This window comes from Kothea flammea (genome assembly GCF_052161645.1).
Lineage (GTDB): Bacteria > Planctomycetota > Planctomycetia > Pirellulales > Pirellulaceae > Laterigemmans.
The window spans coordinates 6,857,589-6,880,166 of the sequence record NZ_CP197414.1 but is presented as its reverse complement, the minus strand read 5'-3'; the positions used below and the strand labels follow the sequence as shown (position 1 = coordinate 6,880,166).

Here is a 22,578-nt window from a genome sequence, read left to right as displayed (position 1 = left end):
AATGTTAAGATTGAGGGGCTGTTAGGTTTTAACGGCTAGCGGAAATATTCAATGCCAGGATCTCGGTATGTGCTGGTTGGCTGCATTCTTTGGCGGGGGTTCATTCTCCCTAGAGAGGGTCAGGCGATTTGGCATAACCGCTGGCCAAGGTCTTTCCTCTGGATTTGATCCTCCTGCCTCCGCACCCATTGCATCATCATGAAGTTGTTATCTAAGCCTTCTCGTCAACGCTATTATCGACGACCAATCCGTCGGCTTCGCACCGAACGTCTCGAGCAACGCCAACTGCTCGCCGTGGCTGTGGTCGAAACCGTTTTTCGTGACGAAGAGTTTTCCATCTCGGGGGTCTTTAACTACGCGCTGACCGATAGCGACGGTTATCGTGATTCGATTCCGAGTGGAAATTTTGCCAGCACCGCTGGTCACATCCAGTGGACCAGTCCGATTGACGGCAATGGTTTTTTTGAAGGTTCCGCAACTGGCGATGGGAACGATTCGTTTTTAGCAGGTGGTCAACGACGCGCCTGCTCGAGCTACGGTATCGATGATCGTGGCAAGATTAACCTTACCGTTAATGCCTTGGATCAGACGCTAAGAATTGAAGACAATGAACTTTATTCGACGGTCTACACTTATTACGTCGACCACACCGATGGCAATTGTCCAGCTCCCGATCCACCCTGGTCTCGTTTTTTCGGGGGTGTCACTAATCTTTATGTCGGCACGTTTGATCCAGCAACCGCGTTAGCCACGATTGAGTATGAAGACGACAGTCCCAACCTTTCGATTTCCACGCAACCCGCGCAAGTCGTCTGGGAAGAGAATGGCCAATCCGATCTCGCTTTAACCGTTCGGCCGATACCACCTGACTATGAAGTGCCAGAAGGCTGGGTTGTGTTGCCGCAAGAATCCGAGCCGCCGACCGAGATTGATTTTATTGATTTGTCGTTGGACTTAGAAATAACGGTGGATGTCACTGGTAAACCGTTGCCCATTGTCGGCGATGTGGAACAACCCTCCGCTGAGATAAAATTGTATTGGACTCAAGCCGCGAATGATGCTCAGCGCGAAGAGTTGACCGTTAGTTCACCTGACGCACCATTGGGAGTCCATTGGAATAGCGATATGACGACGGCTGTGATCAGCGATTTTCCAGAACCACCTTCGTGGGCCAACTATGTAAAGGTGGAGGTGGAAGGTGTCGCCAATGAACAAGACAGTGGCAACAATTCCGTCTATTTGCGAATCGAAGAGTTCGAAGCGGAAAACTCGATCTCCGACGTGGAGTTAACTGAGGATCAAGTCTTGCAAGGACTCGGCTCCAGTATCCTCAGCCTTGGTGATTCGCTAGATGATGATATTCGTGTCTATGCGTACAACCCAAAGTCGCGCGTGGGTGCGGATGTTTCCGTCGCTGATGATCGAGGTGGGTTTGTTTATGATCCACGGTTTGCCGAAGAAACCCAGTCTTTGATTCCCGCCGATGACCTCGTCGACGGAATGGATTTCATCGCAATTAAATATCAAACCTTGTATTCGGCGGCCGTCCACTTGGTGCCTTTGCAAGGTCTCAATGACGATCCGGTCGCGACGCCCGATTTTTATGAAACCACCAGCGATATAGCATTAGCCGTGTCCCCGCAAACAAATGATTCCGACATCGATCGCGATGACTTTGTGACATTACACGCTGTGGAGCCAACCAGCGCCCTCGGGGCAACGCTTTCGCTCGATGTGGCTGCGGGGCAGATTACCTACGATCCAGCCAGCGCCGAAGTCTTGCAATCGCTGGCCGCAGACGAGCAACGAGTCGATTCATTTAGCTACCAAATCATTGATAGTTACGGTGCCATCACCAGCGGTCAAGTGGAAGTCACCGTGACGGGAGTCGATGCTCCGGATGTGCCCGTGCTGGTGACCATTGGCAGGCAGTTTACCGTGTTCGATGTGGCCACCGATCCGATCGCACTCGAGCTCAGCCATCCCACCGCTCCACTCGATACGATTACCCTCTCAGCACTTTCCTCCCGCCCCGATCTGGTCGCGCCCGAGCAGATCACCTTTGCGGGCGAAGGAGCCAATCGTACTCTGGTGGCTACACCTGCCGCTGGGTTAACCGGTGTCACTCAAATCACCGTGACGGCCACCGACGCCGCCGGGGGCACTGGCACGATGCGGTTTGAATTGATCGTGGGGACACCGCAGGATCAGGATCTCGACGGTGTCTCCGATGCGGTCGAGATGTCGAGCCCCAATGATGGTGACTTCAACGCAGATGGCGTTCCCGACTGGTTACAGCCCAACGTGGCGAGTCTGTTTCTCTCAGTAACCGGAACGTACGTTGGCCTCATGGCTGACCAGGCGGTCCACTTTGAAGCGTTCAGCTCCCATGCCGACGCGCCGGCTGGCGGAGTCTCTGGACAAGCTGACTTTCCTCTGGGATCACTGCGGTATGTGATCAACATGAACGCGAGTCAGGTGCAAAACACTGAGTCCAAAGTTGATCTTACGCTGTGGTCGGATTATCAAGAAAATCCGCTCAACGCGGCTTTCTTCGCCGACCCTAGCGTGAATCCGCCCACTTGGCATCGCTGGGCCGATAGTGGGGGCGACGGTGCCCGCATCTATCACGATCGCATCTCGATTTCGCTCAGCGACAACGGGCGGGCCGACGCGAATCCCAATAGTGAAATTGTCCAAGCTGTCGTTGCTCCCGCTAGCCTGCTGAATCCGTGGCACAACGCGGCAGTCCCCTATGATGTCAACGGGGATGGTAGAGTTCGTCCCATTGACGCGCTGATCGTCATCAATGATCTCAATCGTCGCGGTACGCGAGATGTTTCAAATGCTTTATCCCCAGAGGATGAGCTCCCCGGTTTCCTGGACGTTTCCGGGGACCTGCGTCTCGCCCCGATCGACGCATTGATCATTGTCAATTTCCTCAATCGTCAAGGAAATGATGGCCCCGCGGCGGGTGAGGGAGAAGGCGGATTGGCCGATGATTGGGGGCTCGCAAACGAAGTTTGGCAAGGCCCGACTGACGACTTGATGGCAGGGCAGCCTGATTGGTGGCTGCATGCTTTGGCGACCTCGGAAGACGAACAGCGTTTGCTGCGCTGCGCTCCTTAAGATCGATCATCAACCCAGTAGACGCAAAATCGTGCGGCGATTAGCATCGCCGCACGATATTGATGGTTGTCCGCTAAACGTCAGCGGCAGCTGGGCACTCAAAGCCATCTCGGTACTCGCGTCCGAGCATCGCGTTGGCTTCGGGAGCGTTTGTGAAGACCTCTTTGGTTGGATCGAAGGCTAATTGCACGCCGAGTGAAATCGGGTACTTGTCCAACTCAACTCCGTTGTCTTCCAGGTGTTGCACAGTCCGATTTAACGTCGCCTCGTTGTCGTCCAAGCTCTTGACTTTCGCCAATTCGGTACGCAATTCAGAGACTGAGACTCTGTTGTTTTGCCCCATGTAGTAGGAAATATTACCCAAATGGCTAATGCCGGCGGAGAGGTGGCCCTCCCATGCCGAGCTGTGCAGACTGCTCGCGTCACGGCTCATGCAGGCATCAATAAAGTTGCCAAAGTGATCACCACCGCCGCTGAATTGTTTGACCACGTTCATATCTTTATCGAGCGCCACGCAGTTAGTGTAGCTGCGTTGCACCAGATAACCGTCGGAGCCGTAGAAAATGACTCCGACCTTGTTGCCGCTGGTGCTGCCAAACAGTTTGTTGATTTCCTCGTCGGCCGAATTGTCGACCCCCAGTCCTCGCGTTTCAAAGACAATGCATTTGTCTCCGTAATCATATAGCGAAACTTCCGTGTTGCCCGTGTCACCCGCATCGACGTAGGCAGGGTCTTTGCGTTCCGCTTGATAACCTAAGCGACCGCCGTAAGTGATGATGTTTTGCGGGTGCGAATCGATCCCCAAGCCCCAGCGGGCAATGTCGGTTTGGTGGGGGCCTTGGTTCCCCAAGTCACCGTTGCCGTACAATCGCTGCCAGTGCCAGTCATAGTGAAATCGCTGACGCGTGTTCTTGGGATCAGTGTAGACAGCCGGCCCCGACCAGAGATTGAAATCGACGGCGGTCGGAATCGGGTAATCGCCCAAGGCGCCAATCGATTTGCGTCGTTTGTAGCACAGTCCGCGAGCGAATTTGACTTCGCCAATGCCGCCGGCGTGCAGAAATTCCATCGCCTCACGGACCGCTTTGGTCGATCGGCACTGGGTACCAACCTGGCACATCCGCTCATACTTTTGCGCCGCGGCGACCAAGGCGGAGCCTTCGACAATGTTGTGGCAGATGGGCTTTTCAATGTATGCGTCTTTGCCTGCTTGCATTGCCCAAACGCCACACAGCGCGTGCCAGTGGTTGGGTGTTGCCGTACTGATCGCGTCTACGGTTTTGTCCTCAAAAATGCGTCGCATGTCGGTTTCGATGCGAGGGCGCTTGCCCTGCTTTTCGGCAATCTTGTCAGCCGTTCGGCTCGCGTGTTCCTCGTCGGCGTCAACTACTGCCACAATCTGCGTGCGGGCGTCTGATAAAAACGCTCCCACGTGCGACTGGCCTCTCCCGCCGGTACCGATCACGGCGACATTCAAGATTTCATTTGGCGACTGGGCGCGAAGACGCGGCGCGCTGCCCAGCGCGACTGCCGCACCTGCCATGGACGTGCCGATGAACTGACGGCGGGATTGACGAATCATCATCAATTGCTCCTGTGGAGAAATTTGGGAGGTGGGAAAGCGAAGACTACTGGAGTAGATACAGACATCACCGCGGGCCGAAGTCTAAAATTGTAGCCGCTAATTCGGCCACCTGCACCCTCGTAATTTCCACCAGCCCGCATGGTACACGCTCCTAGCTAATTGGAGGGGAGTGCGGTATTGCCCCCTTTTCTTGGTGAAATTTCCTGCCACGATTGTCCCAGGTGAGGGGATGGTGCCCCAGCGTGCGGGTTATCAAGGATGGGTTGGTCAAATTTGCTACTCTGCTGCGGCCGCTTGAAATGTCGGAATCAAATCCTGTCAAACGCAAAGCCAGTTCGTCGTCGCTGGTGAAGGACCCCCGCCAGCGATTTCGACTGATTTTGGAGCCAATGCGGTTAGCCGATCAATTCACCGCCGACACGATCTATGAAGGCTGTGAAGGGGTTACCAAGCAGGCCGTGCATGGAGTAATCCGACAACTTCGCAGCGAAGGCTGGTTGGTAGAGCAGTTTCAGATCGGTCCTGATGAGCGAGAGGTCAAGTTGCTCCGCTGGAATAATTCTCCGGATCGTTTTCCGCTCGAAGCGTGGATTGACAATCAGATCTGCGGGACACAAATCACCGCTTCGCCGGTGGAGGAGCGTCCCCGCGAGCGTCTTCATCGCTTGGGGCCCCAACAATTGCGAACTGCCGAATTATTGGCGATCCTGATTCGCACCGGGCGGAAGGGCGAGTCGGCGTTGCAGGCCGGTGATCGTTTGGCAAACCGCTTTGCCGAATCGCTCGATAAACTACCGACCGCCAGCCAAAGTGAACTGAAAGAGATCAGCATGGCGGTCTCCGAGCCCGCTTATTGCCAGATCATGGCCGGAGTCGAATTGGGGCGGCGAGTGGCTCGGGAGATTCAGCGACGGGGTGAAGATCGCATTCGGATTGTTAGCGCCGACACGGCGGTTGAATATTGTCGCCAATTGTTTTTGCGACTGGCGATCGACAGCCGGCAGGAAGAGTTTCACATCGTTACGCTGGATACCAAATACCAACCGATCGCCAACCACCGGATTACCGTCGGCACGTTGGATGCCAGCTTGGTGCATCCTCGCGAGGTTTTTCGCCCGGCAATCCGTGACGCGGCCGCCGCTGTGCTGCTGGTTCACAATCATCCTTCCGGCGATCCCACGCCCAGTTCGGAAGATCGTCAAGTCACTCGGCAATTGGAGTCGGCGGGAAAGATCGTGGGCATCACGGTGCTCGACCACGTGATTGTCGCCGATGAAACCGGGCTCAGTCTCAAGCAGTGGGAAAATGACCATTAAGGACTGAGCGACGGAAGGTTATCCGCGTCGTGCTAGCCAATTGTTTGCGTATCAATTGGCAGCGCGCTCGCTCAGTTTGCAACCGCAATGGGAATCGCTTGCACGCTTGCGACGAACCGTGACTACCGCGAGCGAGTACGAGTATGCCCAACACGACCCCCACGAGTGATTGTGATGCTTCGAATGACCGAGCAACGTAGTTGATCGAAAGGCGATGCTAAGAACTTTACTTGCGGAAGCTTGCTTCCCAGCCGACGGGCTGGGTCCAAGCTTGCTTTTTTTGATCCGAGAACGATGGATCAACGGCGGCAGCCGAGGAGGTGACGACGGCTCGCACGTAAAGTTCTTCGCCTGTTAACTGATAGGTGCCGCTGGTTCCCTGTTGGGTTTTCAAGACCTTGCCAATTAATTCGCGGTCGGGTGTTTCTGGGGTGGGCTGTTGCAGCGAGCCGATGAACTGAATCGTATAAGTTTCACCTTCGACGACGTCCACTTCGACTCGTAAGCGCTTGGCCGCTTCGTCGTACTGGGTATCGAGTAAAGTCACGCCGCTGCTGCTATAAAAATCACCCCGCTTAATCGCGCGAATCAAATGTTCGGGAGTTAAGAATCGTGACCGTACCATTACCCAGCCACGCCCTGGGCGACTGCCTCCCTTACCGTGATAGTGGTGCGTGTCGTCGGTGGCGATGCCGAACAAAGGCTCGACGTTCAGCACTGTCAAACGTAGCGAGTTCGCCAGGTCCCAAAAGTCTTCGACTGAAGGACGCGTCTTATCGCCCAAATGATTGACTCCGGGGTGACCATTATAAACTTCAAAAAAACGTTCTTCAGTGACTAGGGCAAGATCCTCCGGACGCACGGCCCAACCAAAGTTAGGATGATTGAGATGTAATAAAATCTCCCGTCCCAACCGCTTGGCCTGTTCGTCGACGGCGCGAAAATTATTGGCGATGGCTTCGCGAACTGTTTCGCCACCGACGGGCTGAATCACCTCAGCGAGGTTTGTCGCATTCATGTGAACCGGCTTGCCTTCGGCGCGATCGCTGATCTCCTCAGCCGGAATGAGGATGAATTCGCCTTGCCTTTCCAACAAGTAACGATACTCATCGAAAGGTTTCAGCCGCACTGCGAAATCGGGCGAGTCGGTTTCCCCACGCGTCTCCACCCACTCGCTGCCAAAACGCTGTAAGTATTTCTCCATCACCTCGTCGCCGCCCCGGTCAATTACCTTGCGGACTTCCATCCAACGCATGCCTTGGCTAAGCACGTTGTGATCGGTCAGGGCAAGGAAGTTATAGCCCCGTTGTTGGTACCAATCGGCCGACATTTCTGGAAAGTCATTACCGTCGCTCCAGAATGTGTGGGTGTGCAGATTTCCCTTCCACCAGCGGAGCGGATACTCTTGGCCTGACACCGGCAACTGGCCCATGAGTAGCGTCAAAACGATGAGGTGCAGAAGACGACTGATGGTGGGGTGGTGTATCATGCGTGGGTGCCGCGGTGGAATAAGTGGTTGGAAGGACGGCGGGACTTTAGGAGTGCCATAGCTGGCCTGATCGTATACGGCTCAGGGGCTGTTGGCTACTTTCTTCACGATATCTGCATCAAAGTAATTGATCTCCATGCCGGCATCGACCACGATTCGCTGGGCCGTTATCCCCGAAGCACGTGGGCTGAGCAAAAACACAGCGGTCGAAGCGACTTCGTCGGTTTCCACGGCTCGCCCGCGGGGGATCACTTGTTCGGCAAAGAGGTACGAATCGACATACCCGGGGATTCCGGCCGACGCGCTCGTCTTTAGCAAACCCGCGGCCACCGCGTTAAAGCGGACTGCGGAAAACCGGCTGAATGACTTGCTAAGGAATGCCAACGACGACTCGAGGGCTGCTTTTACGGGAGCCATATAGCCATAGCTTTCACTGGCCATCCGCGTCGTGCTGATGCCGATGGTTACGACCGAAGCATCGGGGCGCAAGATATCTTTCAGCGCGTTGCTAACGGCGATCAACGAATAACAAGAAATGTCAACAGCTTGCAAGAACTGGCTTTTCGTCGTTTCGTGGAATGGCCGAATGCCTTCGGGGTAATCGGCGAACGCAATCGAATGCACGAGCCCATCGAGCGGCTGCTGGAGTTGGCTGAGCTCATTGGCCAAACGTTCGATCTCTTCTGGCTTCTCCACGTCGCACACGAACACGGGATAGCCGCTCAGCAGTTTGGCGGTCTGCTCGCGTCGCGCTTCGCTGCGTACGGTGAAGACCAATTCGGCTCCGCATTGCCGCAACAGCTCGGCGATCCGCCAGGCCACGCTCTTGCGATTCGCCACGCCCATGATCAAGAGCTTGCGACCACGCAGTTGCAGAAAGTCGCCGGCCAGATCTTCGTTTTGCGCATTGGTGGGGGACATTAGGAAGCCTCGCGTGGGTCGGCGACCGAGCAGGCGAAATCAAGCCGGGCGGCGAGTTTACCATCGAGAGTCACCTTCCCGGTGAGATAGTAAGCGGCCCCTAAGTGATCGTTCAGCCTGGCCTCAACCAATACGGTGTCGCCGGGGCGTACCATGCGTTTGAATTTGACGTTGTCCATTCGAGTGGCGACTGGGACAACGCCCTCCTTGGGTGTCTGGCGGCTGAGCACGATCGCCCCCGCTTGCAAACAGCATTCGCACTGAATCACACCTGGGACCAGCGGGTAATCGGGAAAGTGTCCTTGCACGAAAAAGTCGTCATCGTGAAAAGTCTTCTTGCAAATGACGAAGCCTTCACCCTCTTCAACAATCTCGTCGAGCAGTCGCATGGGTAGGCGATGGGGGATTGCTTGTTCGATTTTTTCCGCGGTCATTCTTTATCCATTCAGGAAAGGGCAGGTCGTCGATTATTGTTCGGTCCAGTAGCATGGTCATCAAACGATGCGAACCGCAACCGGTCAAGCCGGGGGGCGATTGCAGCTTTATGGGTACCCTGTGACGAGATGCAAGCATGCCAACTTATTTTGCCGAGGGAAATCAGCAGGCCAACCTCAGCACTGACGACTTACGGCGGGGGCTGGAAACCGCACTCGAAGCTCTGGGGAAACCCGTTGAGCGTATGTTGGTGCTACCGCCAGACTATACCCGATTGCCCAGTCGGGCTGGCGAACTGACTGCCCTGTTGTACCAGCTGCGGGGGCCGGCAATCGCCGACATCATGCCCGCCCTGGGGACACACAAGCCGATGCCGTCGGCGCAGATCGCCGACATGTTTCCCGGCGTACCGGAGTCGTTATTTCGTCCTCACCGCTGGCGCGACGACATCGTCACCCTGGGCGAGGTGCCGGCGGAATTTGTCAGCCAAGTCACCGAAGGGATTTATTGCAAGCCTTGGCCGGCTCAAGTGAATCGCCTGTTGATCGAGGGTAAACATGATTTGATCGTCTCCATCGGCCAGGTTGTGCCCCACGAAGTTATCGGCATGGCCAACTACAACAAGAACGTATTTGTCGGCACGGGAGGCGCCGCCGGGATCAACGAGAGCCACTTTCTGAGCGCCGCCTACGGCATGGAACGGACGATGGGCCGCGCCAACACGCCGCTGCGAAAGATTCTGAATTACGCCCAGGACCATTTTTGCCAAGACATGCCGCTGCTGTATGTTTTGACCGTTATCGAGTCGCTTGCTGACGGCCAATTAATCACGCGTGGATTGTTTATTGGCGACGATCACGCGACGTTCGAAATGGCCGCGGAATTGTCGGCTCTGGTGAACGTCAATCGACTCGACAAGCCGCCTGAGCATGTGGTCGCCTACCTGGACCCCAGTGAATTCCACAGTACTTGGCTGGGGAACAAAGCGATCTATCGAACTCGCATGGCGATTAAGACCGGCGGACGCTTGACGGTGATCGCGCCGGCTGTGGAAGCATTTGGCGAGGACGAGCAGATCGACATGTTGATTCGCAAATACGGTTACCGCCCCAGTGCCGAGGTGCTGCAGTTATGCCAGCAGCACGCTGATCTGGCGGCCAATCCGTCGGCCGCCGCGCATCTGATTCATGGCTCGCCCGAGAACCGGTTTGAGGTCTTTTACGGTGCCGGAAAACTCTCTCGCGAAGAGATCGAATCGGTCAATTATCAATGGGTCGATTGCGACTCGCTGTTACGCCAGTATGACTTGCGAGTGCTGCAAGATGGTTGGCAACGCGATTCCAAGGGCGAGGAATTCTACTTTATCCGGAATCCATCACTGGGCCTCTGGATGGCCGATGTGACGGGCGGTTGAGCTGCTTTGCCCACTCAAGGTCACTAGCTTTTTCTAATGCAGCTGAGCACTTCGGCATCAGTCATTCGGTTGTGTCAGCCGTCAATCGCAAGCTCACGGTTCCCTGGAACCGCATGCTGGCGCATTGCGGCTGATTGCTTAGCTTTTGGCGGCGGCCGCTTGCAGCAATTCGATCCAGGGGCCGATGTAATGGCCGTTGTCGTGGAAGGTGCGTCCGCTGACTAGGTTGCCGTCGACTACACATGCTTCGTCGACGAAAATCCCGCCGCAAACTTCCAGATCAAACTTGCATTTGGGGACGGTCGCCATCCGCCGTCCGCGCACGCAATCGGCGTAGGCGGGAATCTCTACACCGTGGCAAACGCTGGCGATCGGCTTGTTGGCTTCAAAGAAATGTCGCGTGATGCGGACTAGGTCTTGGTCATAGCGAATGTACTCTGGGGCTCGCCCGCCTGAGAACATGATTCCCGCGTAATCTTCCGGATGAATTTCCGAGAAGGCAACGTCGGCTTCGATCGTATAGCCTTCCCATTCTTTGGTGATTGTCCAGCCCGGTTTGACTTCGTGCATCACCATTTGAAAGCGACGCTTCTCTGGCCCGGCGATCACGGGTTGCATGCCGGCTTCTTGCAAGCGATAGAATGGATACATCGTATCGAGTGTTTCGGAGGCATCACCGATGATGATCAATACTTGAGGGATCATTGCTAAATATCCTCTCGGGCGCAAGAAAAACGGCCGCTGCCCGAGTGAGCAGCGACCGCGGAAGACTCAAACTGATCCATTTCGCAATTACAACACGATGACCAGCAATTCGGCGGTGAGTTACCGCTTGCTGAACTGCACACCACGGCGGGCGCCACGCAGACCGTATTTCTTACGTTCTTTCATGCGTGAGTCGCGGGTCATGAACCCTGCATCGCGGAGGGGATCGTGCAATTCTGGGTCGAACGAGACGAGTGCTCGCGCCAAACCCATGCGGATCGCACCGCTTTGGCCGCTGAGGCCACCACCTGCCACTCGCACGATCACGTCAACTTGCTCGGTCTTGTCGACCGTAGTTAAAGCATCAACGATGGCGCGACGGTCTTGATCATTGACAAAGTATTCTTCAATGGGCTTGCGGTTGATCATGATCTTGCCGCTACCGGGTCGCACACGCACGCGAGCGACGCTCGACTTGCGACGACCAGTTCCCAGTGCATCACCGTTGATCTTATCTTTTTTTACTACGATCATGGAATCGCGTGACTTCGGAAATCAGGAGATAGAAGGGGCTAGTTATAGTTCGACTTGACGTTTGACTCGCTTGCCGACATTTTCCAACACCTGAGGCTGCTGGGCCTGGTGTGGGTGATCAGGACCAACATAGATTTTCATCTTTTTGATCATCTGAGCCGCCAGTTTGTTCTTCGGCAGCATCCGGCGAACCGCGTGGTAGATCAAATCCTCTGGCTTCCGAGCAAGCCGATCGCGGTAGCTTTCCAACCGCAAGCGGGGATAACCCGTATACCATGTATAGTGACGAACATCCAGCTTGTTGCCGGTCATTGTCACTTTCTCCGCGTTGGTCACGATGACGAAATCACCGGTATCAACGTGAGGGGTGTAGTCGGGGCGATGCTTGCCCATCAAAATTACGGCTATATCACTAGCCAAACGGCCCAACGTCTGGTCGGTGGCGTCAACCACATGCCAGTTACGTTCTACTTGGCCTGTCTTGGCAACGTATGTTTTTTGTGCAACCACGGTCGGTACCTCGCACCGAAGCAAATCAAACGGCTTGTTCAGTCAAATTGATGAAACGACACGATCCGCGGAGAGTTACCCCTCAACGCAAAACGACCCTCGCCCACTGAATCGCGGAGTTTACCGCTCAGCCAAATGTCCGGCAAGGGCAACGAGCAAGAAAGCTGCGGCAATTCTACCTAAATAATGTACCAAACAACACTTGGGCTGTTTAAAAAAGGGGAATTCCTCGCTCTTTCCGCTTACAATAGACCCTCAGCCAGTTGCCGCAGCGGGCGGTTGCTCGTTTTTCACCTCTGCTTTTTACCGCCTTACCATCGGGAGCCCTGTTTCGATGCAGCAGCCCACCCCCAGGCTGGAGCGTCTGCTGACCTTCTTCGTGTCCAGCCCGACGATGCGTCTGCTGCGATCCCCCCAAGCTCCGTATATCGTCGCTTTTCTCAACGCGACTTTTAAGGATGCCGGTAAAATCACCTGGGGACACGGCGACTTGGCGGCTCGGCTGGCCGATTTCAAAGATCAACTTGATCAGTCTCTTCTCGATCAATCCTCAACTAACCAACAAATCCCACCTAATCAAAGCCAGCAGACGGGTTTTGGCGTGTTGCGAGAGCCTGCCGAAGCCTATCTGCAACGCTGGAGCACCGGCGAGGTGCGCTGGTTGCGGCGGCGGTTGGCCGCGGCCACTTCCGAACCGGTTTACGAGTTGTCGCCGCAAAGTGAATGCGTGTTGCGGTTTGTCTCCGAAATGTTGGATCAACGACTGGGGTTCGTGGGCACCGAATCGCGACTTCGCCGGATTGTCGATTCGCTCACCGACTTGGCCATTCGCGGCAACGATGACCCCCAGCAACGGCTTGACTACTTGCTCGCTCAACGTGAGCAAATCGATACCGAGATCGCCAGCATTCGCGAGGCGGGGGTGGCCGAGACTTATTCGCCGACCGCGATTCGCGAGCGGTTTGCTGACGCCATGCAGGACCTCACCCAATTGCAGAGCGATTTTCGCGCGGTGGAAGAATCGTTCCAAACCATCACCCGTCAAGTTCACCAACAAACACTCGCTGCCGACCGCCAGCGTGGCGATATTCTGCAAGACGCGCTCGACGCCGAAGAGCAATTGCAGCGGGCTGATCAAGGAATCAGCTTTCACGAGTTCGTTCGCTTTGTGCTGGCCCCCGCCAATCAAGAGCATCTCGAAGCGGTTGCGCAACGGCTCCGCCAAGTCGACGCCCTAAGCGATCAACCTGAGGCTTTGCATCGCGTGGAAGCAATGGTTCCGGCTTTGCTCAGCGAAGCCGAGAAAGTGCTGGCTACCACGCATCGCTTAAGCAAAGCGCTACGGCGTTTGCTCGATGCCAAAACGACGGCCAGCCGCCAACGGCTCGCAGGCCTCTTGACGGACATTCGTGGGCTGGCCGGACAGCTGGCTGAGCAGCCTCCCGAACAAACGGTCTCACTGCAGATCGCAACGGAACTCGATTTGGGGAACGCCTTTCAAAAGGCCTTCTGGCAACCCTCGACGCGGTTCACGGCAACGACCATGCACGATGGCGAGGATGATGCGGACGATCGCTTGGACGCTTTCAAGCGTTTGGCTCAGCTGCCTCGCATGGATTGGTCGGCGATGCGCCGCTCGGTGACCGTGGCGCTGGGAAACCGCGACGAGATCAGCCTGGCAGAAATGCTTCAATCTCAACCTTCGCGTGGTGGCATTCTGGAAGTGCTCGGCTATATCCAAATTGCCCATGACGATGGTCATCTGGTCGATCGTCAACACGTCGAACAACTCACCCTGGCTCTCGATCCGACGCAGCCCCAACAGACTGTCCTATTTGATGTGCCCCGCGTCGTGTTTCGCCAATCAAATACGTTCGGAGCTTTTTCATGATTGTCGATTCCGAAACCGCTTATCCTGAATTTCGCGAGCTGGGCATTGCCGCAGTCCGACTTCTGCAAGGTGCCGTCTACGCGGACGACAACGAAACTTGGGATATTCTGCTGGCCAATCAATCGGAGCTGACCGCCTATTTTCTGAAGATCGGTTTGGTGTTGGTGGTCGACGAGCCGGATGGTTTGGCGTATCTCAAACAATCCACCGCGGAGGAACAGCCACCCGGGTACGAACGCTTACCGACGCTGTTTCGCCGCACCACGCTCGGCTATGACGCCACCTTGCTGTGCGTGTTGTTACGTGATGCCTATCGTCAGTTTGAGGATGAGGATCTCGATAACGAACGCTGCGTCGTCGAACTGGAGACACTTCGCGACATTTGGCGAACTTTCTTTCCCGCCAAACTCGATGACGTGCAGCTGCAACGCCGTTTGCTCAGCGCGATGGCAAAACTGGAAAAGCTCAAATTTGTGCGTCCTTGGCAACGCAACTCGCAAACTTGGGAAGTACGTCGCCTGCTTAAGTCACGTTTGCCAATCGAACAATTAGAAGAGCTGCGGACGCAACTGCTGCAAGCCGCTGAAGCGACAGCCAACGCACCTCTAGATCCGGAGTCCGAAAAGGCCTAATGGATAATCATTATCAGGCAACGCCCCAGCACCCTGGATCACAGTATTCTGGCTTTCGCTTGCATCAACTGGAAGTCTACAACTGGGGGACTTTCGACAGTTCGCGGGGCCAAGTCCACTCGGTGGTTCCCCGCGGTCGCACTTCGCTGCTGGTCGGACAAAATGGCTCCGGCAAATCGACGCTCGTCGACGCGTTGCTGACGTTGCTGGTTCCGTCCGGCATCCGCAATTACAACGTCGCAGCCGGTGCGAAAAAATCGGAGCGTGGCGAGCGAAGTTACGTTCGCGGCGCGTACGGACGCAACGGTGATGGCGATGCGGCAAACTTGGTCAAGTACCTTCGCCCCGGAACGGCACACTACTCGGCCCTGTTGGCTGTCTTTACTGATGAGACGCTTGATCAGTCTTTCACGCTCTGCCAAGTCTTTCATCAAACTTCCGATGGTGGCATCGAAAAGACATTTGCGATGTCCAGCGAAGCCCGCAGCTTGGTGGCCGATTTGTCCGGCATCGAGCGCAGTGAAGAAGTCCGCGGCCGGCTCCGGCAACATGGCTATCGGACGACAAAAAAGTATGTCGAATACGAAGCTTGGATCGCCCGGAAAACCGGCATGCGAGCCAAAGCGATGGATATGTTTAACCAAACTGTGGCGGTGAAAGATATTCATAGCTTGAATGATTTTCTTCGCCGACACATGCTCGAATCTCATGATTGGCGAGATAAGGTGCAGCGTCTGCTGTCCCACTTCAACGATCTGGCCTCAGCCCACCGTGAACTGAGCCGCGTTCGACAAGCGCATGATCTGTTGTTGCCAATTGAACGCTTGGGGGCCAGCTATCAACAGCATGCCGCCGAGCTAGCCAACGCCCAACAACGTTTGGCCGCTAGCGAAGCCTATTTCCGTAAGCAAACCGAGCGGCTGTTCGAGCCGGAGCTCGCTGCCGGTCGAAAACGCCTGGAAGAGGTGTTGCAATCGAAGAGTCGGTTGGCTGAAGAAATGCAGCAGCTCCGTGATAGCCTCCGCCAGTTGCAAAATGCGTTAGAAGATAGCGGTGGGGAACGGAGCCGTACGCTGCCCATTTTGATCGCTCGCGAACAAGCAATCCTCCGCGCCAAGCAGCATGAATTTCGTCGCTTTCATAACGCCTTGCAGACCTGGGGCAGCCGCGAGGTCGCCAGCAATGAATCACAGTTTGCCCTGCTCCGCAATCAAGTTGCCAGCGAGTTTCCCGCTCGTCGCCAAGCCTATCAAGATGCGTTAAAACAGCAGTCCAAGCTAACGGCCAGCCTCGCGACGCTCGATGCCGATCTGGAACAACAGCAACAGGAGATCACTCAACTGGCTTCGCGGACGGGGAACCTACCTGCCAGCCTCGTCACGGTTCGCCAGCGACTTTGCGACGACTTGCAGATCGCCGAGTCCGAGCTTCCTTTCGCCGCGGAGTTAATCGCACTCGACCCGGCCGAACAACGTTGGCAGCCCGCAATCGAACTGGTGCTCCGCGGGTTTGCCCTCAGCATGTTGGTCAACGAATCGCATTACCGACAAGTCCGCAGCTACGTCGAACGAGTCGCTTTGGTTGACGCCCGCGGCGTGGGGCAGAAGTTGGTTTACCTGCGCGTGCCAGCCCCCGCTGTTCGAGACAACACCGCGGAGCAAGCTCGCCCCCATGCCGCGCATTCGCTGGTTCATAAACTGACGTTCCATCCCACGCACGCTTTGGCCGACTGGGTGCGTCAAGAAATCACCAGGCGGTTTGACTTTCGTTGCTGCGAATCGCTGGAGGAGTTCGATCAAACGGCTCGGTTTGCTTTGACGATCAACCGACAATTGAAAACAACCGCCAATCATCACGAGAAAGATGATCGCCCGCGAACTGTCGATCCTCGTAATTTTGTCCTCGGCTGGGACAGCAGTGAAAAACAAGCCGAAATCTTGCGTCGAATCGCCGATCTGCGTCGTCAGCGTCAGCAGCTCGTCAGCCAACTTGAAGCGTCGGAAAGCCAACTTGAGGAATATCGACGCCAGTTTGATGCGGCCCAGCAGATCGAGACGATGCATGATTTTGCCGCGCTTGATGTGAATCGTCACGCGGCCGAGTTGCACGCTTTAGAACAAGAGCAGGCGGTTGAGACGAATCCCAAAAAACTGGCCAAGACACAGCAGGCACGCTTGGCTTCGCTGCACTCACAACTGGAATCGCGGCAGCGCGAGCGTGATGAACAAGTCATGCTGGAAGCGGAGCTGAAACAGTCGATTCGGGCTTGCGAAAATTTGCTCGGCAACGTCGTCCGGGTCGCGGCCGATGATCCGGCGGCAATCCCTTTGGATGCGGAAATCGAAAAACAGCTCGATGCCCACTTTAGCAGCCAACCGCTGACCAGCGAGAATTTGTTCGCTCAAGAGCAGGCTTTTCAGAAGCAAACGAATTTGGAGCTAAACCGCTTGCGGGAAAAAATCGCCCCGCTGACGGAACAGCTCGTGACGCTGATGGGGCGTTACTTGAGAGAGTTCCCCGAGCAGCAAGCCGACCTTGACGCCCGCAGCGATGCGCTGCCCAGTTTTCTCGGCAAGCTAACGGAGATTCGTCAAGAGGATTTGCCTCGACACCAACAGCGATTCAAGAATCGACTGAATGAAAAGATCGGCCAGGAAGTGGCACTTTTTTCCGGGGCTTTGCGAGCCGAAGCAAAGCAAATTGAAGATAAGCTCCAGCAGCTCAACCTGGCGTTGGCCGAACTCGAATATCGCCCCGGCACCTGCATGCGGCTGGAGGCACAACCAGTGGCCGACCGGGAAATCAACGACTTTCAATCAGAGCTGCGTCAGTGCCTGGAAGAATCTCAGCGTGATTCCGACGAAGTTCGTGAAGCACGGTATCAACAGATCGAACGATTGGTCAGCCGCTTGGCCGACAGCGAACGCTCGCGGTGGCGAGAAAAAGTGATCGATGTGCGGCGGTGGTTTGATTTTGTAGCTTGCGAAGTCGATTTGGCCAGCGGCGAGACGCTCAGCTCCTACCGCGATAGCTCGGGTCAATCAGGGGGCGAAAAAGCCAAGCTGGCTTTCACGATTTTGGTTGCGGCGATCGCTTACCAATACGATTTGGACCCTCGCGAATCGTTGCCCGGGAAATTTCAATTTGTCTGCGTCGACGAAATGTTCTCCAAGGTCGACGATGCCTATGCCGAATACGCGTTGCGGCTGTTCGAGCAGTTTGGTTTGCAACTGTTGATTGTGGCACCGCTCGATGCCAAAGCGAGAATCACGGAGCCTTTCGTGGACTGCTATCTGCACGTGGTCAAAGATGCCGCTTCGAGTCACTCGCAAATTTTCAGCATGACCGCTCGCGAGTACGCCACCGTGGCGGCTGGTTTTGTTGATGGCAACGGCGCACCGCCAGCCGCCAGCTCAAGTCGCCCGCCGCGAAAGCCCAAATAGTCGCCTTTCGCTCCGCCGAAAGTACAGTCAGTCGTTGAGCGTTAGCTCACGCCGCCGAAGAACCGCACGCTGGCGCGAGGCGGCTGATTCCTGCAGACGCGTCGGCCGTCGTTCCATCAGCCGCCTGGCGCCAGACTGCGGTTTTCACAGCACAACACGCCACCGGAGAACGGCACGCTGGCGCGTTGCGGCTGATGCCTGCTGGAGCGTTGGCCGTGGTTCCATCAGCCGCCTGGCGCCAGCCTGCGGTTTTCACATCACACCACAACACCGGGAACCGGACGCTGGCGCGTTGCGGCTGATTCGGTTTTGCTCAGTTAGGTAGAAGGGCGGGTTTGGTCTTCCATCTCGCGGATATACGCCCGCAAGCGGTCCAGCTCGTCCTCGGTTCCCTTTAGTTTCAGCATGTTGCCGACCCGTTTGACCAGCTCGATCTTGTTCACCGGCTTGCTGAGGAAGTCGTCGGTGCCGGCATTTACGGCGCGTTCGATATCTCCCAGTTCGTTGAGCGCGGTGACCATCAAGATCATGATGCGTCGCGTGGCGGCGGTTTCCTTCAGTTGCTTGCAGACCTCGAACCCGCTCAATTTGGGCATCATCACGTCCAGCAGAATTAGGTCGGGCTGGAAGGACGCCACTTTTTCCAAGGTATCCTGACCATCGACGGCCGTCTCAATTTCGCAATCGACCGAGACCAAGTAGGCTTCCAATAGTTCGCGATTTGCCGCGTTATCATCGGCAATTAAGATTCGGTCGGCGGAAGACATTAGCGAGCTTTCGGGAGTGCGGGGGTGTGTTCGGGATGACAGCGAAGCAGGGCGTGGTAGGCAGTCACGCCTAATTTTAGGCAATCTCCCGCGATTTGTCGCCTCCGCTTTGGCTGGCTGGCTGCGGCGTGCGGCCTGGGCGAGTTACGACTTGGCAAGCTTTGATTCGCGTTTGAGCATTTTCAGGGCACAGTTTCCGCCCCACCCTTGTTGCACGGCCAAATGGATGTAGAGCATCGCCATCGGTTCGAGGTAGCGAGCGTTTGCCAAGGGGCCGCTATCGACCGGCTCCATTTGCAAGTCCTCGATTAATGCATGCACGCGTTGTTTGGCCGCGGCGTTATCACCGCAGTAAAACATCGTTGCTTGTTGACTGCCGTAATGGGGGTCGGCCATGGTCGAAACGCTGGCCGTGTTGAAGGCTTTTACGACATGAGCGTCGGGTACCAGGGCGGCGACACGTTCGGCTGCTGAGCAATCGAAACCGAGCTGCAATCCATCAAAGCTGGGGGTCAGCGGGTTGGAGCAATCGACCACCGTCTTGCCAGCCAAGTCGCCAGCAGCCGTCAATGTTGTCTCCAGATAGTCATACGGCGTGGCCAGGATCACCAAGTCGGTGGAGGCAACCGCTGCGGCGACGTTTCTTGCTTGGTGGGCCAGTTCGTTCTCGGCGACCAGTTGAAGGACGCGAGCGGACGCTGGGTCGCGACTGCCGAAAGTGATCTGATGCCCGGCCGCCGCCAGACGCCGGCCAAGCACGCTGCCGACATTCCCGGTGCCAATGATCGCGATATCCATCTTTGTTGAGCTTTCAGTGGAGAAGCCTCGCGATGGAAAGAGCCATCACGGAGAGTTGCAATTTTCTCCACCTACTCGTAACCGCCTCCCCGCGGATTGTCCAGCGGGCGAGCCAAGCTGTTTGGCAAAATGGCGTGGTGCCCGAAGAGTCCGCGGCACATCAGAGATCGCACGTTATTGAGCAAGAGCTAGCCGGCCAGTGGCTGTTGTTCGGCTGCTGCGCCGCGTCGCTTGGTTCGCAAGCGGAAACCAGCGCCCGCAGCACAAACGCAAATTAAGGCTAATGAGGTTGGTTCCGGCACCGCTTGAATGCCGCCTACAAAAATCCCGAAGCCCTCGCCTATACCGGAAGAGAAGTTGTGGATATTAAGTTGGCTGTTAACGCCACTATTATTGGCGTTAAACGCAAACAAGCGGAATTCAACACTTGTATACTTGGCTGAAATCGAGGCTCGATCTAGTCAAGTCGATGGTGCGACGTTCCGGACCTGTTTTGCTTATCGAAAAGTTGGCGTCGGTACCGATACTCTGAAAAGTTGTCCCGCCATCAAAACTTGCCTGGAGCTCTCCAGTCGCAGGTCCAACGGCCGAGCTCGCAACATTCAATTCGATATTGGTCAATGCAACAGGCTTGGCGGTAGCGGTAAAGCCGAATGACAAATAGTCAGACGCATCTAAACCTTGGGTTGTCCACTGCCGAGTGGTGAAAACATCGGAAGTCATGTTGACTGCGGTAACTCCGGAGCCAATCGCCAAATTCTGCCCGGTGACTCCGAGCATCGTATCGGCTGCAATCGCCGGATTGGTAGCAGTTCCAGAGAGATCGGTGGCAATCGCTCGATACGCAACCACAAACTCAGCATTTGCGGCGGGGGAGTTGCAAAGAGCAAGCAAAACGAGTGCGGATGAAACGCCTATTGAGCGTGCGAATCGAACCATGATGATGATAAAAACCAACGGGTTGCTTGAAGACAGCGTTGTCTAATGGTGGGGTAATGTGGGGAGGCTATCGATGTAATCGAACCGCACTTGGGCGACAACTTCTCTGCCGTTTGTTGGCTGGCCAAATCCAGCGGGTGTATCTATGGTCGTCATTCAGGGAGTCTGCCACGTCGATCCCTCATTGAGGTATCGGGGCGAGACCTTTCTCACAGTGACTAACCTAAGCATGGAATCGTGTACGTCAACAACGATTGCGCACCTGCCCCCCGATAAACATAGAAATGACAGAAGTTATAAGCTAATGCTTATTCTCATACGGGGGGATGCCCTGGCCTATGTTAACTTTTGGCTGAATCTGACAACCCTCTTCTGGATGGAAAGTCTAATGACCTGGAGTTGCTCACGAACTCCAAAAGGGCTGGTCATTAGGGAGTTGAGTCAGCAGCTTGGATTTGAGCCCGCATCGCAGTGGCTGTTTCCGGATCCTCCAAGCGGTCATAGATATCCGCTAGCTTGGCTCTAACTTCATCAGGTATTTGAGTATTAGGTAACGCTTGTAAGAAATCGACAGCCGCTTCCTCGAGTCGCCCCATGGCTAATAAGATTTCCGCTCGCGTGTCTAGGAAACTGGGGTTAACGGGCGCCGAGGCCAGTGCTTGATTGGCAAGCTGTAACGCGGCGTCTAAGTTGGGTTCTTCTTCGTTGAGCATCAAATAAGCAAGGTTATTAGCCACTTCGCCGAGGCCTTCGTCCAGCGCGATTGCTTGCCTCATGCTTAATTCGGCTAGCTTTTGGTTCCCCGCAATCCATTCGAGGCTGCCTAACACAAAATGTGCCATCGCGGTGGCTTTGCCTGAGCTAATAACCTGCCGCGCTGTCCTTCTAGCTTGTCCTAGATTTTCAGGTGAGGCGCACGCAATTTGGATGAGCCGCCGCAATGCTGCCTCATTGGTGGGCGCGTATTCCAACGATAATGCCAACAGTGAAAAAGCGGTTGGATCGGCAGCGTCGTTGGCGATAACCGCGTCGTATTGCCGAATCATCACGGCGGCCAGTAATTCGCGAAACTGAATGTTCTCGTCGTCGGCTTCCAGTCCCTGCCTTAAAATTCGCCCCGCCTCGTCGAGGGCCCCCATGTAAAACAGCGTGGTGGCGTATAGCAGGCGATTTCTGCTGTCTGAGGTATCGCGTTGAAATTCTGACCGGAAAAATTGTTCCGCCCGGCTCAATGAACTTCGCACCGCCTCAAAGTTTTGCGTGCGAGATTCCACTTCAGCCACTTGCAACCACAGCACGGGCTCTTCTTTGGCGGCTTTCCGCAGGTGGATCGCAGCGGCTGGAAAATCCCCCACCACAATCGAGTAATAGCCCCAAAATTTCTGAAATTTAGCACTTTCTGATTGATCAGCGTGCGTTAAATGCCATCGCCATGCTTCCATATATTCCGGTGTGGGGGCCTCAGGGATCTGTGACCCCATTGTGATGGCAAGGTAGCGATGGGCGCTGGGATATCCCGTCACGCCGGGTGAAGCCAGCGATGTCATTAATGTTTGCATGGTGCTGAGATCCCCTTCCGCTTCAGCTGCTTGAGCAAGGCCGAAAGTGATCTCCTCGCGATATTGCGCAGAAACGCTCAAAGCTTTGGAGAGATATAACTTTGCTGTTTGGGGGTCGCCATCGCGGAGTTTGATTTGCCCCGCCCGCCAATACCTCTGCTGGCTACTCTGTTGTGCGTATTGACCACCAAAAGTTACGGTTGCGATCCCTACGATGGCAATTAGTGCGGGTGCACCAAAGAGTAGATCTTTGAGTGAGCGTTGTCCGCCGATGGTTGCGTCGATGAGGCTGCCGAAAAGATCGCGACCACGCATCGGGAGCCAAATAAATACGCGGCTAAGCCCGCGTATCCAATCATAAAAACGAGCCCCGCGAGATTCCTCCGTGGCATGTTCAGCGGAGAAACGTAATCGCAGATTGTAAAAGTAAACCCGAAAGCGATACCAAAGAAGTCGCATAATTGTTTTTGAGCACCTAGCAGTAGGGCAGTGCAAGATGGGGGCAGCTCTG

At 55.5% G+C, this 22,578-nt stretch carries 18 protein-coding genes; 6 read left to right on the top strand and 12 right to left on the bottom strand.

All coding sequences use genetic code 11. The annotated features are described in order from the left end of the window. The first annotated feature begins 198 nt into the window (after window positions 1-198). Entirely contained in the window at window positions 199-3,129 is a 2,931-nt protein-coding gene (locus SH139x_RS25650; protein ID WP_488352588.1) for an Ig-like domain-containing protein, read from the top strand. Between the two features lie 73 nt (window positions 3,130-3,202). On the opposite strand, the gene SH139x_RS25645 is transcribed toward SH139x_RS25650, so the two are convergent. Then, a complete protein-coding gene (locus tag SH139x_RS25645) occupies window positions 3,203-4,711 on the bottom strand; it encodes a Gfo/Idh/MocA family protein (RefSeq protein WP_488356093.1) in 1,509 nt (502 codons plus the stop codon). A gap of 302 nt (window positions 4,712-5,013) precedes the next feature. Here SH139x_RS25645 and radC point away from each other — a divergent pair, with 302 nt between their 5' ends. Then, window positions 5,014-6,030 (top strand): RadC family protein, encoded by a 1,017-nt coding sequence (gene radC, locus SH139x_RS25640; protein WP_488352587.1) that lies wholly within the window; start codon window positions 5,014-5,016, stop codon window positions 6,028-6,030. A 226-nt stretch (window positions 6,031-6,256) separates the two neighbouring features. On the opposite strand, the gene SH139x_RS25635 is transcribed toward radC, so the two are convergent. The 3 genes from SH139x_RS25635 to SH139x_RS25625 form a co-directional block, all read right to left on the bottom strand. Further along, window positions 6,257-7,519 (bottom strand): CehA/McbA family metallohydrolase domain-containing protein, encoded by a 1,263-nt coding sequence (locus tag SH139x_RS25635; protein ID WP_488352586.1) that lies wholly within the window; start codon window positions 7,517-7,519, stop codon window positions 6,257-6,259. 81 nt (window positions 7,520-7,600) lie between these two features. Then, the gene (locus tag SH139x_RS25630; protein WP_488352585.1) at window positions 7,601-8,440 is read right to left on the bottom strand and encodes an enoyl-ACP reductase FabI; all 840 of its coding nucleotides are present in this window, start codon (window positions 8,438-8,440) and stop codon (window positions 7,601-7,603) included. After that, entirely contained in the window at window positions 8,440-8,874 is a 435-nt protein-coding gene (locus SH139x_RS25625; RefSeq protein WP_488352584.1) for a 3-hydroxyacyl-ACP dehydratase FabZ family protein, read from the bottom strand. The genes SH139x_RS25630 and SH139x_RS25625 overlap by 1 nt, the downstream gene beginning before the upstream one ends. Window positions 8,875-9,011: 137 nt before the next feature. Between SH139x_RS25625 and SH139x_RS25620 the strand changes: the two genes are divergently transcribed. After that, complete coding sequence (locus SH139x_RS25620) at window positions 9,012-10,289, top strand: nickel-dependent putative hexonate epimerase (RefSeq protein WP_488352583.1); 1,278 nt, start codon at window positions 9,012-9,014, stop codon at window positions 10,287-10,289. A gap of 138 nt (window positions 10,290-10,427) precedes the next feature. On the opposite strand, the gene SH139x_RS25615 is transcribed toward SH139x_RS25620, so the two are convergent. The 3 genes from SH139x_RS25615 to rplM all read right to left on the bottom strand — a co-directional run bounded on the left by SH139x_RS25615 (window position 10,428) and on the right by rplM (window position 12,038). After that, complete coding sequence (locus SH139x_RS25615) at window positions 10,428-10,994, bottom strand: DJ-1/PfpI family protein (protein ID WP_488352582.1); 567 nt, start codon at window positions 10,992-10,994, stop codon at window positions 10,428-10,430. Between the two features lie 120 nt (window positions 10,995-11,114). Then, window positions 11,115-11,528: a 30S ribosomal protein S9 gene (gene rpsI, locus SH139x_RS25610; protein WP_488352581.1), complete on the bottom strand. Its 414-nt coding sequence runs from the start codon at window positions 11,526-11,528 to the stop codon at window positions 11,115-11,117. 42 nt (window positions 11,529-11,570) lie between these two features. After that, window positions 11,571-12,038: a 50S ribosomal protein L13 gene (gene rplM / locus SH139x_RS25605; RefSeq protein ID WP_488352580.1), complete on the bottom strand. Its 468-nt coding sequence runs from the start codon at window positions 12,036-12,038 to the stop codon at window positions 11,571-11,573. A gap of 334 nt (window positions 12,039-12,372) precedes the next feature. Here rplM and SH139x_RS25600 point away from each other — a divergent pair, with 334 nt between their 5' ends. Genes SH139x_RS25600 through SH139x_RS25590 form a run of 3 tightly spaced genes read left to right on the top strand, consistent with a single transcriptional unit; the run spans window position 12,373 to window position 18,004 of the window. After that, window positions 12,373-13,929, top strand: a complete 1,557-nt coding sequence (locus SH139x_RS25600; protein WP_488352579.1) for a DUF3375 family protein — start codon at window positions 12,373-12,375, stop codon at window positions 13,927-13,929. Further along, entirely contained in the window at window positions 13,926-14,561 is a 636-nt protein-coding gene (locus SH139x_RS25595) for a DUF4194 domain-containing protein (protein WP_488352578.1), read from the top strand. The genes SH139x_RS25600 and SH139x_RS25595 overlap by 4 nt, the downstream gene beginning before the upstream one ends. Continuing rightward, a complete protein-coding gene (locus SH139x_RS25590) occupies window positions 14,561-18,004 on the top strand; it encodes an ATP-binding protein (protein ID WP_488352577.1) in 3,444 nt (1,147 codons plus the stop codon). Before SH139x_RS25595 ends, SH139x_RS25590 begins: the two co-directional genes overlap by 1 nt. A gap of 317 nt (window positions 18,005-18,321) precedes the next feature. Here SH139x_RS25590 and SH139x_RS25585 read toward each other — a convergent pair whose 3' ends face one another. The 5 genes from SH139x_RS25585 to SH139x_RS25565 all read right to left on the bottom strand — a co-directional run bounded on the left by SH139x_RS25585 (window position 18,322) and on the right by SH139x_RS25565 (window position 22,526). Then, the gene (locus tag SH139x_RS25585) at window positions 18,322-18,771 is read right to left on the bottom strand and encodes a response regulator (RefSeq protein WP_488352576.1); all 450 of its coding nucleotides are present in this window, start codon (window positions 18,769-18,771) and stop codon (window positions 18,322-18,324) included. Between the two features lie 144 nt (window positions 18,772-18,915). Then, on the bottom strand, window positions 18,916-19,569 hold the full coding sequence (locus tag SH139x_RS25580) for an NADPH-dependent F420 reductase (protein WP_488352575.1): 654 nt from the start codon (window positions 19,567-19,569) through the stop codon (window positions 18,916-18,918). A gap of 188 nt (window positions 19,570-19,757) precedes the next feature. Continuing rightward, on the bottom strand, window positions 19,758-19,871 hold the full coding sequence (locus SH139x_RS25575; protein WP_488356092.1) for a PEP-CTERM sorting domain-containing protein: 114 nt from the start codon (window positions 19,869-19,871) through the stop codon (window positions 19,758-19,760). A 118-nt stretch (window positions 19,872-19,989) separates the two neighbouring features. Further along, window positions 19,990-20,421, bottom strand: coding sequence for a hypothetical protein (locus tag SH139x_RS25570; RefSeq protein WP_488352574.1), 432 nt, complete (start codon window positions 20,419-20,421; stop codon window positions 19,990-19,992). Window positions 20,422-20,936: 515 nt separating this feature from the next. After that, entirely contained in the window at window positions 20,937-22,526 is a 1,590-nt protein-coding gene (locus tag SH139x_RS25565) for a tetratricopeptide repeat protein (RefSeq protein ID WP_488352573.1), read from the bottom strand. Window positions 22,527-22,578 lie beyond the last annotated feature (52 nt).

Excerpts from the sequence above, each read along its gene's own strand:
- SH139x_RS25650 (WP_488352588.1), top strand. The coding sequence starts at position 199 with ATGAAGTTGTTATCTAAGCCTTCTCGTCAACGCTATTATCGACGACCA.
- SH139x_RS25645 (WP_488356093.1), bottom strand. The coding sequence starts at position 4,711 with ATGATTCGTCAATCCCGCCGTCAGTTCATCGGCACGTCCATGGCAGGT.
- radC (WP_488352587.1), top strand. The coding sequence starts at position 5,014 with ATGTCGGAATCAAATCCTGTCAAACGCAAAGCCAGTTCGTCGTCGCTG.
- SH139x_RS25635 (WP_488352586.1), bottom strand. The coding sequence starts at position 7,519 with ATGATACACCACCCCACCATCAGTCGTCTTCTGCACCTCATCGTTTTG.
- SH139x_RS25630 (WP_488352585.1), bottom strand. The coding sequence starts at position 8,440 with ATGTCCCCCACCAATGCGCAAAACGAAGATCTGGCCGGCGACTTTCTG.
- SH139x_RS25625 (WP_488352584.1), bottom strand. The coding sequence starts at position 8,874 with ATGACCGCGGAAAAAATCGAACAAGCAATCCCCCATCGCCTACCCATG.
- SH139x_RS25620 (WP_488352583.1), top strand. The coding sequence starts at position 9,012 with ATGCCAACTTATTTTGCCGAGGGAAATCAGCAGGCCAACCTCAGCACT.
- SH139x_RS25615 (WP_488352582.1), bottom strand. The coding sequence starts at position 10,994 with ATGATCCCTCAAGTATTGATCATCATCGGTGATGCCTCCGAAACACTC.
- rpsI (WP_488352581.1), bottom strand. The coding sequence starts at position 11,528 with ATGATCGTAGTAAAAAAAGATAAGATCAACGGTGATGCACTGGGAACT.
- SH139x_RS25600 (WP_488352579.1), top strand. The coding sequence starts at position 12,373 with ATGCAGCAGCCCACCCCCAGGCTGGAGCGTCTGCTGACCTTCTTCGTG.
- SH139x_RS25595 (WP_488352578.1), top strand. The coding sequence starts at position 13,926 with ATGATTGTCGATTCCGAAACCGCTTATCCTGAATTTCGCGAGCTGGGC.
- SH139x_RS25590 (WP_488352577.1), top strand. The coding sequence starts at position 14,561 with ATGGATAATCATTATCAGGCAACGCCCCAGCACCCTGGATCACAGTAT.
- SH139x_RS25585 (WP_488352576.1), bottom strand. The coding sequence starts at position 18,771 with ATGTCTTCCGCCGACCGAATCTTAATTGCCGATGATAACGCGGCAAAT.
- SH139x_RS25580 (WP_488352575.1), bottom strand. The coding sequence starts at position 19,569 with ATGGATATCGCGATCATTGGCACCGGGAATGTCGGCAGCGTGCTTGGC.
- SH139x_RS25565 (WP_488352573.1), bottom strand. The coding sequence starts at position 22,526 with ATGCGACTTCTTTGGTATCGCTTTCGGGTTTACTTTTACAATCTGCGA.